The 15,900-nt window shown below is 34.4% G+C and carries 7 protein-coding genes; 1 reads left to right on the top strand and 6 read right to left on the bottom strand.

What is annotated here, in order from left to right; genetic code table 11:
- Positions 1–21: 21 nt before the first annotated feature.
- From ruvA to ACHRVX_RS11200, 3 genes are all read right to left on the bottom strand, one after another.
- Entirely contained in the window at positions 22–603 is a 582-nt protein-coding gene (gene ruvA / locus ACHRVX_RS11210; protein ID WP_213295353.1) for a Holliday junction branch migration protein RuvA, read from the bottom strand.
- A 75-nt stretch (positions 604–678) separates the two neighbouring features.
- A complete protein-coding gene (locus tag ACHRVX_RS11205) occupies positions 679–2,973 on the bottom strand; it encodes an NADP-dependent malic enzyme (RefSeq protein ID WP_395332190.1) in 2,295 nt (764 codons plus the stop codon).
- 160 nt (positions 2,974–3,133) lie between these two features.
- The gene (locus ACHRVX_RS11200; RefSeq protein WP_395332188.1) at positions 3,134–3,559 is read right to left on the bottom strand and encodes a CBS domain-containing protein; all 426 of its coding nucleotides are present in this window, start codon (positions 3,557–3,559) and stop codon (positions 3,134–3,136) included.
- A gap of 811 nt (positions 3,560–4,370) precedes the next feature.
- Here ACHRVX_RS11200 and ACHRVX_RS11195 point away from each other — a divergent pair.
- Complete coding sequence (locus tag ACHRVX_RS11195; RefSeq protein WP_395332186.1) at positions 4,371–4,691, top strand: hypothetical protein; 321 nt, start codon at positions 4,371–4,373, stop codon at positions 4,689–4,691.
- 443 nt (positions 4,692–5,134) lie between these two features.
- Here ACHRVX_RS11195 and ACHRVX_RS11190 read toward each other — a convergent pair whose 3' ends face one another.
- Genes ACHRVX_RS11190 through ACHRVX_RS11180 form a run of 3 tightly spaced genes read right to left on the bottom strand, consistent with a single transcriptional unit; the run spans position 5,135 to position 15,485 of the window.
- Positions 5,135–7,075: an OmpA family protein gene (locus ACHRVX_RS11190; protein WP_395332184.1), complete on the bottom strand. Its 1,941-nt coding sequence runs from the start codon at positions 7,073–7,075 to the stop codon at positions 5,135–5,137.
- An 11-nt stretch (positions 7,076–7,086) separates the two neighbouring features.
- A complete protein-coding gene (locus ACHRVX_RS11185; RefSeq protein ID WP_395332182.1) occupies positions 7,087–7,992 on the bottom strand; it encodes a type IX secretion system membrane protein PorP/SprF in 906 nt (301 codons plus the stop codon).
- A gap of 50 nt (positions 7,993–8,042) precedes the next feature.
- A complete protein-coding gene (locus ACHRVX_RS11180; RefSeq protein ID WP_395332180.1) occupies positions 8,043–15,485 on the bottom strand; it encodes a gliding motility-associated C-terminal domain-containing protein in 7,443 nt (2,480 codons plus the stop codon).
- Positions 15,486–15,900 lie beyond the last annotated feature (415 nt).

The raw sequence follows: 15,900 nt of genomic DNA, 5'->3' as shown, positions 1-15,900 counted from the left end.
TTCGTTTATATAAAATTGAGTTTATAGGCTTTTTAAGGCTTTTTTGATGATTGTTTCTACAGTAGCTTCCGGGTCTTCTTTTACGATTTTCTCCACTACTTTTTCTGAAGTTTTTCGGACAAAACCTAAAACTTCCAAAGCAGATAACGCTTCATCTCGGTTTGTATTGTTTTGAACTACCGAAACTTCGTCTAAATCGTACAACTTTAACACTTTTTCTTTCAAATCAAGGATTACTCGCTGTGCTGTTTTGTTTCCAATGCCCTTAATTGACTGAATAACACCCACATCTCCGGATGCAATTGCGTTAATAATTTGTCTTGGTTCGATTGAAGACAACATCGTTCTTGCAATGTTTGCCCCAATTCCGGAAACAGATAATAACATCCTGAATATTTCGCGCTCTGATTTTTCGGCAAAACCAAATAAAGTATGCGCATCTTCCTTAATCAGAAGATGCGTATACAGTTTTATATTTTCAACATTAGGGATTAATGAAAAGGTATGTAGAGAGATATTCACTTGATAACCAACTCCTCCACAGTCAATTACAACCTCTGTGGGATTCTTCTCTACCAACTTTCCCTGCAAATGTGCTATCATAATTTAATTTAAAGGATCCAAATATAAGAATATTGCAATAAAAATACGACAAAATTATTGTTAATTAAAATTTTCTTATTCTCTGGTCTGTTTATTTTTTTTATTTTCTTTTTCCTGTGCGTCAATAACTGCGATTGCAGCCATATTAACCATTTCTTCGACACTTGCTCCTAATTGGAAAATGTGAACCGGTTTACCCATTCCCATCATAATTGGACCTATCGAATTTACTTTATACAACTCTTTCAACAACTTATAAGTAATATTAGCTGACTCTAAGTTAGGGAAAATCAATGTGTTTACTTTTTTACCTGCCAATTTAGAGAAAGGAAATTTCTCTGCAAGCATTTCCTGATTCAAAGCAAAATCTGCCTGAATTTCTCCATCAACAATTAATTCCGGATGATTTTTATGTAAATAAGCTACTGCTTCTCTCACTTTTGACGCTCCAGGACTTGTAGATGAACCAAAGTTTGAGAATGAAACCATTGCAATAACCGGCTCAACTCCAAACATTTTAGCTGTTTTAGCCGTCATTAATGCAATATTAACTAAATCTTCGGCAGTTGGATTAATATTGATTGCCGTATCAGACAAGAACATTGGTCCGCGAGAGGTCATCATCATGTTTGCTGTTGCTACAAGAGATGCTCCGGCTGCTTTATCAATTAATTGCAACATTGGTTTTACAACACTTGGATAACTTCTGGTATGACCTGTAACTAAAGCATCTGCTTCGCCTTCGTTTACCATCATTGCTGCAAAATAGTTTCTTTCGCGCATGAATTTTTGAGCATCAAGTAATGAAACTCCTCTGCGTTCTCTGGTTGTCCAATATGAGGTTGCAAATCTTTTTCTTCTGCCGTCTTCTTCTGCTGTTTTAGGATCGATGATTTGAAGATCAGCATCAAAACCTAATTCGGCTTTAAGCTCTAAGATTATATCTTTATCACCTAATAAAATTGGAACACCAATACCGTCTTCATGAACAATTTGAGCTGCTTTTAATACATTTAATTGATCTGCCTCAGCAAAAACAATTCTTTTAGGATCCATTTTAGCACGGTTTGTAATCAAACGTACCATTTTATTATCGTTCCCCATACGTTCACGAAGTGCATCTTCATAAGCTGCCCAGTCTGTGATAGGATTTTTTGCTACTCCGGATTCCATTGCTGCTCTTGCAACTGCTGGCGCTACGATAGTAATCAAACGTGGATCAAATGGTTTAGGAATGATATATTCCTGACCAAAACCTAATTTTGTTGCACCGTAAGCCACGTTAACCTGCTCAGGAACTGGTTCTTTTGCCAAAATAGCTAATGCTTTTACAGCAGCCATTTTCATAGCTTCATTAATTTTTGTAGCACGAACGTCCAGCGCTCCTCTAAAAATATATGGAAAGCCTAAAACGTTATTTACCTGATTAGGAAAATCAGAACGTCCCGTAGCCATAATAACATCTTTACGAGTTTCTGTAGCTAAATTATAATCGATTTCCGGATTTGGATTTGCCATTGCAAATACAATCGGATTCTCTTTCATAGTCAATAACATTTCAGCAGATAAAATTCCTCCTGATGATAAACCGATGAAAACATCTGCACCGTTTACAGCTTCGGCTAAATCTATTTTAGCACCGTCAACAGCATATTTCAATTGTAATTCTGATAATGCAGGATTGTCTTTTGTTAAAAGTCCTTTACTATTGAACATTAAAATATTCTCAACTTTAACTCCTAATAAAACATATAAATCTGTACAGGCAATCGCTGCAGAACCTGCACCGGAAACTACCATTTTTACATCTTCGGCTTTTTTGCCTGCTAATTCTAAAGCATTGATTAAAGCTGCCGAAGAAATAATAGCCGTTCCATGCTGATCATCGTGCATTACCGGAATGTCTAATTCTTCAACCAGTCTTCTTTCAATTTCAAAAGATTCCGGCGCTTTAATATCTTCCAGATTAATTCCTCCAAAAGTTGGAGCAATATTTTTTACTGTCTGAATAAATTCTTCAATATCTTTTGTTCCAATTTCTATATCAAAAACATCAATATCCGAGAATATTTTAAACAATAAACCTTTTCCTTCCATTACTGGTTTAGAAGCTTCAGGACCAATGTCCCCAAGTCCTAAAACAGCTGTACCGTTTGAGATAACGGCAACTAAATTTCCTTTTGCTGTATATTTGTAAACGTCATCAACGTTTGCTGCAATTTCTAAACATGGCTCTGCAACACCTGGCGAATAAGCCAAAGACAGATCTCTTTGGGTTGCGTATTTTTTTGTTGGAACTACCTGAATTTTTCCTGGAGTTGGTTCTGAATGGTACAGTAACGCTTCTCTTCTTTTACTCTCTTTGTTCATTTATTTTTAGCTTTTATTCTAGCTTACAAAGATATAAGTCTTGGTTTAAATTGGCGTATTTTTATAGTTTTCTTTTCTTAAAATAACATTTGTTGAATACCAAAAAAAATAGTCCGCTATTATTTGGACTATTTTATAAAGCTTATTTTTTAAATTTCCTTTACTGAGAAATATAAGAGTTTAAGTGATTTATTGTATCCTTTTGAATTTCTATAATTGCTTTTACAACATCACTGATTGAGATTATGCCTTCTACAATTCCATCTTCTAAAACTGGTAAATGTCTGATTCTTTTAGTGCTCATTAGTTCCATACAATCCTCAATATTGTTTGAAAGGTTGACCGAAAAAACATTGCTTTCCATAATTTCATGAACAAAGGTTTCTTTTGATGATTTGTCTTTTAAAACAATTTTTCGGGCGTAATCCCTTTCAGATAATATTCCTTTTAAATCGTTATTATCAATAACAAGAATAGCTCCTATGTTTTTCTCTCCCATTACTTTTAAGGCTTCATAAACCGTAGTTGTTGAAAGAACCGAATAAACATTTTTTCCTTTTGCGTTTAGTATTTGATTTACAGTCATATCTGAAAAAATTTAGATCTATAAAGTTAGAAAAAAATGAATACACACAACAACGAAATCGATTTTTTAAAACTTAATCAATTCATTTTAAATATAATACCTTTTATTTTGAATTTCAGAAATATTACTTCAAAAAAATGAATGAATTTTATGACTTTTCTGAAGAAAGTGCAGGTTTTTAATTTCCAGATTGCGTGAATTGTTGTGTGAGTATAATCCCTATGGGATATTTAATTTGGGGGTAATTTGGGTTTCTACCAATATGTAACTCCTAGCGGAGTATTTTGGAGAAATTAAATTCCCTTTAGAATTTGCAATGCTCCACCGAAGCAATATATAGTCAACTAAATATACCACCGATGGGTTTTGTGTAAACTGGACTAAAGTCCAGCCCTACAATATAAATCGAGCCGATGGCTCTTTACAAGCTATTGCTTTATAAAGTTCCGGAGGAACAAACTATTTTGTAGGGCTGGACTTTAGTCCAGTTGAAAATATAAATCGAGCAGATGTTTTTTTATGGTTTAAGTACAAAGCATTAAAGTTCCAGAAGAACAAATATTTTGTAGGGCTGGACTTTAGTCCAGTTAAAAAAATATAAATCGAGCCAATGGCTCTTTATGGATTTAAGTACAAAGCCTTTAAACCAAAAGCATTAAAGTTTCGAGCAACAAACTATCTGAAAGGTTTCAAAACAATAATTACAAATTTACATTATTATTTTCGTAAGAAAAAACTCAAAAAACATATTATCGTATGTTGAAATTAATAATTATAAGTCGGAAATTGCCTGACTTAAAAACATATTATTATGAAAACAAACGAAACGCAAAAATTAGAGAATATTAATAAAATAATTGGGAAATATTTCAATCCTTCTAAGTCAGATAATGAGAATTCAGAAGTTTATACAGCTCAGATTAACATCAGCTATTATGAACTTGGTTGTGTGATTACCAATATGATAAAAATGTGTGTTTTGACACTCGATAATGACGGTCATATAAAATCAAGCACAAACAAAAATCCCATAAATGTGTCGGTCATTCTAGAAATGGTTCTTGAGATGTTTCCTTTAAATGAATTTGAATTATTAGGTGAAATTAATCAAATGATTGTTGGTGATAATTAAATCATCGATATGTTGTTGTGTAAACTGGACTAAAGTCCAGCCCTACAATATAAATCGAGCCGATGGCTCTTTACAAGCTATTGCTTTATAAAGTTCCGGAGGAACAAAATATATTGTAGGGCTGGACTTTAGTCCAGTTAAAAATATAAAATCGAGCAGATGTTTTTTTATGCGTTTAAGTACAAAGCCTTTTATAAACCAAAAGCATTAAAGTTCCAGAGGAACAAAATATATTGTAGGGCTGGACTTTAGTCCAGTTAAAAAATATAAATCGAGCAGATGGTTTTTTATGCGTTTAAGTAAATAGCATTTTATAAACCAAAAGCATTAAAGTTCCAGAGGAACAAACCATATTGTAGGGCTGGACTTTAGTCCAGTTAAAAATACGAACAAAATGCAAATTCGTAATGGGTTTATATACAATTTCATTTCAAGCATGAAAATTATAAATTCGTAATTACAAATTCGCTTCGTCTATTCAGCTTATGTTCTTCTTCAGAACATTTTACGCCATCAGAACATTGATTTATTAATTGTGATTCTCCGTAACCCTTTGCCGTTAATCGGATTGAATCTACGCCATTTTCAATGAACCAGTTCATAGTCGCTTTTGCTCGTTTATCTGATAAAATCTGATTGTATTTTACTGTTTGTCGGCTATCTGTATGCGAACGGATATCAAGTTTTATGTTTGGATATTGTTTTAATATCTGTGCGATTTTCTCTAATTCAAAAGCCGATTCCTTTTTAATTGTGGTTTTATCCAAATCGAAATAAACAATAGGAATATCAAGTGTTTTTGCAAGATCTGTTCCTACCATTATTGGTTTAACTCTTTTTTCGAGCTGTATTGGCAAAGTTGTTTTTCCGTCTAATCTTTTAATTGTTACTGGAGTTTCTTTATTTTCATAATCCGTTTTTGATGTGCGTACAAAATAATTCTTTCCACATTTTAAATTAGAAAAAATGTAATTTCCTTTTTCATCAGAAACAACCTCGGCTACAGGCTGAAAATTTTCATCAAACAATGCAACTTTGGTATTTGAAAGAATTTCATTTGTTTCAGAATCTGTTATTGTTCCTGTCAATTCCTGCTCACAAGTTAGTTTACGAGTTTCGGTAAAGCGGTAAATATCATCAAATCCCTGACCATTTTCTCTGTTTGAGGAGAAAAATCCATTTCGGTTTTTACTGTTAATGGTATAACCAAAATCGTCTTGTTTACTATTTATTGGTTCTCCCACATTTTGTATTGCTTCGAAAGTTCCATCGTTATCTATTTTAGAAACAAAAACATCAAGTCCGCCTAATCCCGGTCTTCCGTCAGTGGCAAAATAGAGTTCATTATCATTTGATATAAAGGGGAATGTTTCTCTTCCTTCGGTATTAATTGTTGCGCCTAAATTTTCCGGTTTCCCGAAGGTTCCGTTATCATTAATACTCACTTTAAACAAATCTGATTGTCCTAAAGTTCCGGGCATATCTGATGCAAAATATAACATTTTTTCATCGACACTTAAAGCGGGATGCGCCACACTATATTGATTGCTATTAAAAGGAAGTTCCTGAATGTTTTTCCATTCGCCATCAATAAACCTGGCTTTGTATAGTTTTAACAATGTGATCTTTTTTAGGTCTCTTCCCCTTTTTCCGTCCAGAAAATTATTTCGGGTAAAATACATCGTTTTTCCATCTTTTGTGAAAACGGGAGTTGACTCATTGAATTTTGTATTTACTTTTTTCTGAAAACGTTCGGGATTCCCAATACTTCCGTCTGCTTTTAGTTCAGCAGTATATAAATTGGTAAAGGATTTATTGGTCCATTTAAAGTTTTTCTTAGCTATTCCGCCAGTATCTCTTGCAGAAGTAAATACCAATTTATCATTGAAAACAGCACTTCCGTAATCTGAATATTTAGAATTTATTCCGGCATCGGCAATTTCAAATCGTCCGGAATTAGATTTTATTTCTTCTAAATAATCCTTATTGGTTTCAAACAAAATACCTCTTTGATCGTTAGTAATTTTTTTACTGAATTTTTCTAAAATAATATCTGCTTTAGAATAATTTCCCACCGATTTAAGACATTGTGAATATCTGTAATAATATTCAGGCTCTTGTTGTTCGTTCATCAAAAACAATTCGTCGTACCATTTTAAAGCCTTAATTAATTCACCATTAAAATAATAGGAGTTACCAAGTCGCTGAAACATTTTTTCATCTTTATATCCTTTATTCGCAACACTTTCATACACTTTTATTGCATCAACATACTCGTACTTCTCGTATTTTTCATTGGCATTGTTTATGGCTGTTTTTTGTGCAAATATGTTTAGAAAAAACAATATAAATAAAATGGTATAATTCAGGTTTTTGGTTTTCATAGACTGGCTTTTTAGAAGAATCTTGGTGATGTAATTCTGTTATAATTATTGAAAAACTCAAAACGCAGGAAAATTTCATGCGATCCGGAATTGTATCTTCTTAAATTGGTTGTTTCATGATCATAACCATATCCTATATATAAACCATCGGTAATCTGAAAACCTGCCATTGCACTTACAGATGCGCTCCAACGGTAGGCAAGTCCCAAAACAAATTTATCATTGAATATAAAATTACCCGAAACATCCACTTGTAAAGGAGCACCTTCGACCATTTTTGTTAATATTGCCGGTTTGAATTTGACGTAATAACTAACATCAAAAACATAACCTGCCATCAAATAATAGTTTATCTTATCTTTAAAAATAGCCGTATCATTATCATTGTATCTATTAGTCTCGATGAAATTAGGAACCGATAATCCTAAATATGCTTTATCTGAATGCCAATAAACTCCTGCTCCAATATTAGGGGTAATTTTATTGTTTAAATCCTGAAATTGCGGATCTCCCTGATCTTCATAACTTAATTTATTTACATCCAGATTAAAAAGATTTGCCGTTGCTTTTATTCCGAAAGAAAGTTTAAAAGTATCAGACGTTGGAATTGTATAGGATAAATCAGCTGATAAAGTATTCTCATTTGTTGGACCAATTTTATCGTTGACTAATGAAACTCCTAATCCCAAATTACTATTACTTAGAGGTGTATTTACAGAGAATGTGCTTGTTTCGGGCGCGCCATCAAGTCCTACCCATTGTGTACGATACAATCCAAAAACACTTAATGCACCACGAGAACCTGCATATGCAGGATTTATCGTAATTGTATTGTACATATATTGTGTAAACTGAGAGTCTTGCTGCGCTGAACACACAGCAGAAAAAAACAGGAATACTACTATTATCTTTTTCATTTTAAAGGCTTTAAAAAGCGGCTTAGCAATCACTAAACCATTTGTATTTTTTATTTGTTGATATATAAATAACCTGATAATTCATGCGGATTTGAAGCTGTGTCTTTGTATTTCAAGATATAGAAATAGGTTCCTACAGGTAATCCGTCAGCTTGTTTTATAGTGGTTCTTCCAGCTGAGAGACCTACAAAAGAGCGATCTTCATTGTTATAATTGTCTGTGTCGTAAACCAGAACACCCCAACGGTTGTAGATTTCTACCGTATTTTCAGGATAACATTCTAACCCCTGAATATAGAATCTCTTGTTTTTTTCGTCTCCGTTTGGAGAAAATGCATTAAAAACTTTTATTACACAACCATTCAAAGGCATTACTGTTGGTTTATCTCCCGTATTATCCTCTCCATCTGATTTGTCTTCGACAGTAATTCCTTTTTTGCTCGTTCCTTTTACAGTTGCCTGATTGCTTACGCTACCATTATTGATGTCGGTTTGTGTAATTTTGTAAGTAGCAACGAAATTGTTATCATCAGATTGGTTTACTTCTAAATCAATTACTTGTCCGGAAAGCACAATTCCCGGTAAAGGATCTGAAATCATAATTCCTGTCAAGGGAACATTTCCTGTGTTTGTTACTTTAAATTTATAAGTAATAGTTTCACCTGCATTTGCGAATCCGCTATTATTTTCGTCGTTAAATACTGCTGTTTTAATTATCGCAATAGCAGGAACTTCTACAAAAACCGTTAAAATTCCGTTGCCACAATTAGATGAATTTGTTTTTTGGCAAACTTGGTATGGCAATGTATAATTTCCTCCGGGTGTATTGGGTTTTACATTTACAGTTCCGTCTAAATTGAATTCAAAATAAGGATTTGGAGTATTTGTAATTACAACATCAGCAGGATTAATTGGTAAACCGTTTAATAAATCATTGTCTAAAATATTTATAAATTCAAGTGAACCATTTATTCCGTCAACACTGGCAGTTTCATTAACTACAACAATTTGTGTTAGCGGCACAATTGGTACTATTGGCGGAGTAACGCCTATAACATTAACTACCGAAATTTTCACCACCGCTTCACTACAATTAGATGTATTTAAAACTTCACAAATTTGATATGTTAATTCATAATTTCCAGATGGCGTTCCTGGTTTTACTGTGATTGTTCCGTTTGAATTTAAAATTAAATTGGGATTAGGAATAACCGTTCTTAAAATCAAATCTGCCGGGTTAACCATTAGCCCGTTTAAAGTATCGTTATTAAAAATATTTGTTGTTGAATTTTGCCCCTTATTATTATCAACAGTTCCTGCATTATCATTATTTGCCTGTAAAACCGCCCCCGTTACGGGAACATAACTTTTTACAGAAGTACAATTAGTTGTTGGGTTTATATATTCACAAATACTATATTCAATTTCATAGTTTCCTATTGGAGTTCCTGCTTTTACTGTGACAGTTCCGTCAGCATTTAAGATTAACCCTGTTGGAACATTTATCGCTGTTAATATTACACCGCCGGGACTATTTGTAATCAGTACTGGAATTCCGTTTAATGTATCATTATTAGTTAGTGAAAATGTGGTTCCTCCAATACTGCCATTTATTGGCTGCGTATTTTCGGTTAATGCAATAATTACTCCTTTTTCCACCACAACCGTAGCTGTATTAGAAGAACAATTTGCCGGGTTTGCCCCTATTTCACAAATTTGGTAAGTAATTGTGTAAGTTCCTGCTGGTGTATTAGGATCCAGAGTTAATTCTCCATTTGCATCAATATTAAGCGGACCAGTTTTAATTGGCGTTACATTAGTATTTGTCGAAGTAACTGGAAACCCGTTTAAAGTATCGTTTGTGGCAACATTTCCAACTGTAATTATTGATGATGATGATATCTGTGTTCTAAAAGTATTATCAACATTGGCAATTAAAGTATTCCCTATTACAACTGTTGCTGTTGTTGTTGCACAATTCGCCGGATTTGCCCCATCTTCACATATTGTATAATCAATAGTATAAGTTCCTGATGCAGTATTTGGAGCCAAAGTCAATTCGCCATTTGCATCAATACTCAGTGAACCACTTGTAATTGGCGTTACATTGGTATTAGCAGATGTAACCGGAAAGCCGTTTAAAGTATCATTTGTGGTTACATTTCCCACTAATGTGATTGTTGTTGATGCTGTTTGTATTCCAAAATTAGAATCTGCAATGGCACATATTTTAGAATTAATGACAACACTTGAATTTGGAGACTCACAACCATTAGCCTGTGCTACAATACTGTAAGTTCCTGCCGGAGCAGTAATTATATTTCCGGTTTGAGTAACGTCTGTCGAAGGCGTTATCACATAATTATATGCAGCATTAAAATTTGTTATTGTAAAACTTCCTGTTGTTGTACCACATATCGGCTGATTTACCGCGCTAAATAAAGGAACTGCTGGCGTAACCAACATCACATTGTTTCTAAAAGCAGATGTAGCGATTGAAGTACAAGTTGCATTTCCTGCCGTAAGCGTATAATCTGTTCCAATAATCATTCCTGAGATAATTCCGGTTGCAGCTATACTTGGTCCTGATGGATTAAAAGTATACGTTAAACCTGAATCGTAATTTGATACTGTGGAAATTCCATCAGATAAACATGTCGGAGAAGTTGAAACTAAATTTGGAACTGATGGTGTTACCAACATCACATTGTTTCTAAAAGCAGATGTTGCGTTTGAAGTACAAGTTGTATTTCCTGCCGTAAGCGTATAATCTGTCCCGATTGTCATTCCTGAGATAATTCCTGTTGCAGCTATAATTGGTCCTGTTGGATTAAAAGTATATGATAAAGCAGAATCGTAATTTGATACTGTAGAAATTCCATCAGATGAACATGTCGGAGAAGTTGATGCGATTGTTGGAACACTTGGCGTTACCAACATTGCATTGTTTCTAAAAGCAGATGTTGCGTTTGAAGTACAAGTCGTATTTCCTGCCGTAAGCGTATAATCTGTTCCGATAATCATTCCTGAGATAATTCCGGTTGCAGCTATACTTGGTCCTGTTGGATTAAAAGTGTACGTTAAACCTGAATCGTAATTTGAAACTGTGGAAATTCCATCAGATGAACATGTCGGAGTAGTTGATATAATTGTTGGAATATTTGGCTTTACCAGCATTGCATTATTTCTAAAAGCAGATGTAGCGACTGAAGTACAAGTCGTATTTCCTGCCGTTAAAGTATACTCTGTTCCGATTGTCATTCCTGAGATAACTCCGGTTGAAGCTATATTTGGTCCTGTTGGATTGAAAGTATATATTAAACCTGAATCGTAATTGGATACTGTGGAAATTCCATCAGATGAACATGTTGGAGAAGTTGAAACTAAATTTGGAACTGATGGTGTTACCAACATTGCATTATTTCTAAAAGCAGATGTTGCGTTTGAAGTACAAGTTGTATTTCCTGCCGTTAAAGTATAATCTGTCCCAATAATCATTCCTGAGATAACTCCGGTTGAAGCTATACTTGGTCCTGATGGATTAAAAGTGTACGTTAAACCTGAATCGTAATTTGATACTGTGGAAATTCCATCAGATAAACATGTCGGAGAAGTTGATGCGATTGTTGGAACACTTGGCGTTACCAACATTGCATTATTTCTAAAAGTCAAAGTTGGTAATGAAGTACAAGTAGAATTTCCTGCCGTAAGCGTATACTCTGTCCCGATTGTCATTCCTGAGATAATTCCTGTTGCAGCTATACCTGGTCCTGTTGGATTGAAAGTATATGTTAAAGTAGAATCGTAATTTGATACTGTAGAAATTCCGTCAGAGGAACATGTTGGAGCAGTTGATGTGATTGTTGGAACACTTGGCGTTACCAACATTGCATTATTTCTAAAAGTCAAAGTTGGTAATGAAGTACAAGTAGAATTTCCTGCCGTAAGCGTATAATCTGTCCCAATAATCATTCCTGAGATAACTCCGGTTGAAGCTATACTTGGTCCTGTTGGATTAAAAGTATACGTTAAAGTAGAATTGTAATTTGATACTGTGGAAATTCCGTCAGATGAACATGTCGGAGAAGTTGATATAATTGTTGGAACATTTGGAGTCACCAACATTGCATTATTTTTAAAAGCAGATGTAGCGACTGAAGTACAAGTTGTATTTCCTGCCGTAAGCGTATAATCTGTTCCGATAATCATTCCTGAGATAACTCTGGTTGAAGCTATACTTGGTCCTGTTGGATTAAAAGTATATGTTAAAGTAGAATCGTAATTTGATATTGTAGAAATTCCATTAGATGAACATGTTGGAGCAGTTGATATAATTGTTGGAATATTTGGTGTTACCAACATCACATTGTTTCTAAAGGCAGATGTAGCGACTGAAGTACAAGTTGCATTTCCTGCCGTTAAAGTATACTCTGTTCCGATAATCATTCCTGAGATAACTCCGGTTGAAGCTATATTTGGACCTGTTGGATTGAAAGTATATATTAAACCTGAATCGTAATTGGATACTGTGGAAATTCCATCAGATGAACATGTTGGAGAAGTTGAAACTAAATTTGGAACTGATGGTGTTACCAACATTGCATTATTTCTAAAAGCAGATGTTGCGTTTGAAGTACAAGTTGTATTTCCTGCCGTTAAAGTATAATCTGTCCCAATAATCATTCCTGAGATAACTCCGGTTGAAGCTATACTTGGTCCTGATGGATTAAAAGTGTACGTTAAACCTGAATCGTAATTTGATACTGTAGAAATTCCATCAGATGAACATGTTGGAGAAGTTGATATAATTGATGGAATATTTGGCGTTATCAACATTGCATTATTTTTAAATGCTGATGTAGATGCAGAACTACAATTACTTGTGCTTTTAGCCGCGACAATATAATCTGTTCCATCCAACATTCCAGAAATAACTCCAGTTGAGGCGACACTTGGACCCGTTGGAGTAAAAATATAAGATAAGTTTGAATTGTAATTTGATACTTTCGAACTTCCGGCCGCTAAACATGTTGGTGCTGTTGAAACTATTGTTGGTTCTGCAGGAGTTGGATTTACTGTTACTAATACTGATTTTCTGCTACTCTCACAACTACTTGCAGAAGTTTGACTTACATAATAAGTCCCTGTTGACAATAATTCTGTGCCTAAATAGGCTGTTCCGCCTGTGTTAGTATTGTACCATTTTAACGTACTGCCTGTTGCAACTAAATCATTGACCTTTTTAGCATCTGCTGAACAGAAATTTTGTGCTGAAGCCGTTGGCGCTGCCGGAGTTGCATTTACCGTTACAACAACTGGTTTTATATCTGAACATCCTGAGGCATTAGTTGCCTTTATATAATATGTACCTGTCGTAGCTGCTGTTGGGGTTGCATATGATGTTGTCGCCGTTGCGTTTGTCCAATAAGTAAAAGTTAAACCTGATGAACTTCCTGCTGTAATTGCCGGAGCAGTAATATCAACTTTTAATGGAGAACAAACTGCGGCAGGATTAGTTATAACTAATATTGGCAATGGATTTGGCGTAGTTGAAACACTTGCTGAATTATTAGTCATATCGCTATCGGTTGTTGTAGCGGGTAATGATGCTGTATTAGTGTAAACTCCTGTAGCATTTACTTTAGCAATAACTTTTAATGTTTCTGTAATTCCTCCACTTACATCACCAATACTCCAAACTCCTGTTGCTGAATTATAACTTCCAACCGTTTGTGTTGAACTTACAAATGTATATCCTGTAGGAAGTAAATCATTCACAGAAACTCCGGTAGAATTATTAACGCCCAAATTACTTAGTTTCACCGTAAATTCAACATTCGAACCTACACAAGGAGTAGCATTGTCAACTGTTTTTGTAATACCTAAATCAGTACATAATGTTACGCTAACTGGTTTGGATTGGGTTTGAACGCCACAAGCCAAAGTTGACGCAACTGAATAAGATCCTGTTTTTGTAGCGATATATGAATTTGAGTTTGCATTTGTTATTGGTGTACCATTAAAATACCATTGATATGGTGCAAAACCGGAAGGGGTTGTAAGAGTCGCTGTATTGTTCGTACAGCCTCCACCTGAAACATAGGCCATAGTGGGATCTTCTGGCTGAGCTGCAAAATTAGAGAAAAATCCTGCCATAGAAAACCCTCCTCCTTGCTGTACAATCGAAACTGTTAATTTTGCCGCACTTGATATCGAAAGAATATTTGGACTTCCTATTTGTGTATCTTCAAAATTAATTATATACCAACCTGTGGATCCTAATTGATGACGTGCATTAATACCTGTTACTGTTTCAATATTTGTTCCATTTACATTTACAACTGCAGTTGCATCTTTCAAAAGAACATAGCCAAAATAAGGTAACGATCCAGTTCCGTAATTCCTAAATTTTGCAGTTTCAATAAAATTTGACCCTCCACATTCTGATACTGGTGCAATGGTCGAAATATCGACTTCACAAGATTGTGCGGTTCCGGAATATACCGCTACATTTTTATCTGCTGAAACTCTTGAAGCCGAAAAGTTAGTGGTTGTAACTCCATTAAGGAAAGTAAAAAATTTACCTGCCGTTGCTAATACAGTTGTCTTTGTTCCTACTAATGCTCCTGTAACCGAATAGCTGTCAACTGTAACTGTAGTATTATCTTTTGTCGCAACAACCGTAGTTTGCTCCGCTGTATCATTTCCTTTTCCTCTTTCAATAAAATATTCTGAACCTAAAACTGATTCGGGCGGAATCTGGTTAAATGCTCCATCTCCACATCCTCCCGGTGTATCAATTGCAGCAGAAGTATTCATTACAGTTGAATTAGAGGATTGTACCAAAGTTCCTATTGGGGCTTTAAACAAATAACTTTGGCCTGCATCTAAAGTTGCTTTAACAACGCCGTCTATGGTTACAGATGTACCGTTTGTTATTGCCATGATACTATAAATAGGACGCTGATCACCCAAACTGGCAAAATTCCCTAACGAACCGTCTCTGTAATATCCTACTCTAAATCTAACTCCAATTCCTGCATCGCCAAAACTTGTTAATGCAGCATTTCCTTTCATATTAGCATCTACATTTTCTCCATTTACATAGTCATCAGAAGCAATATTTCGCATATTTATAGAAGTAGGTGCAGTACTTTCTACGATTAATCCGGCAGCATTAATAACTGTATTTAATGGATTCATAGGCAGATTTTTAGAAAGCAGCTTAAATCTGTAAATCGCTGGTGCCCCTTTTATTGCCGTTAAGTTTGTTTCTAGAGTACCATCACTCTTTTTTAAAGCGATATTTACTGTGGTAGCCGAATTTGTCGCAATAACAATTTCGTTTGCTTTACTAAAATATTGCCACGGTGCAGGCGCGATGTAATGTTTTGTGTAAAACTGCGCTGATGCATTATAGCTAACCAATAATAAAAATAAAACTAGAAAATTGAATCTAAACAATTTAGATCGACTAAAAGTAAAGTTAGACATAGATAACGGTGATTTTAAAGATAGAAATATCAGAGGCTGAATAGCCTGATGTAGCATTCAACATGTAGTGGAGATACGATAAAATAAGAGAAATGGATTTTAAAAGTCTTAGAAAAAACTTTTTAAGATCTTTATTAAAATAAAGCAGCGATTGGACCATAAATATTTTAGCTTCAAGACATCAATTGTCTTTTTAGTTAAATTAATAGTTTTTAGAGTCGCGAAAATATACAAACACCTCTGTACTAGCTACTTTATTCGTCAAACTACATGGATAAACGTTGAATTACATATTTAAGAGAATAAAATTAACTTAAGAGAACAAAAAAGTTAACTATTTGATAACGAAACAACAGAAAATTCTTAATTTTTTGGAGAATTGTCATTTTTTATCAAAATTTTAAAACAAAAAGGT

The sequence above is a fragment of the Flavobacterium sp. FlaQc-47 genome (assembly GCF_044006475.1).
In the GTDB taxonomy this organism is placed as follows: Bacteria; Bacteroidota; Bacteroidia; order Flavobacteriales; family Flavobacteriaceae; genus Flavobacterium.
Note: the sequence above shows the minus strand (reverse complement) of the source record. Positions and strands in the feature narration are given on the sequence as shown.

Coding starts and splice junctions, on each gene's coding strand:
- ACHRVX_RS11200 (WP_395332188.1), bottom strand. CDS start 3,559: ATGACTGTAAATCAAATACTAAACGCAAAAGGAAAAAATGTTTATTCG.
- ruvA (WP_213295353.1), bottom strand. CDS start 603: ATGATAGCACATTTGCAGGGAAAGTTGGTAGAGAAGAATCCCACAGAG.
- ACHRVX_RS11205 (WP_395332190.1), bottom strand. CDS start 2,973: ATGAACAAAGAGAGTAAAAGAAGAGAAGCGTTACTGTACCATTCAGAA.
- ACHRVX_RS11180 (WP_395332180.1), bottom strand. CDS start 15,485: ATGTCTAACTTTACTTTTAGTCGATCTAAATTGTTTAGATTCAATTTT.
- ACHRVX_RS11190 (WP_395332184.1), bottom strand. CDS start 7,075: ATGAAAACCAAAAACCTGAATTATACCATTTTATTTATATTGTTTTTT.
- ACHRVX_RS11195 (WP_395332186.1), top strand. CDS start 4,371: ATGAAAACAAACGAAACGCAAAAATTAGAGAATATTAATAAAATAATT.
- ACHRVX_RS11185 (WP_395332182.1), bottom strand. CDS start 7,992: ATGAAAAAGATAATAGTAGTATTCCTGTTTTTTTCTGCTGTGTGTTCA.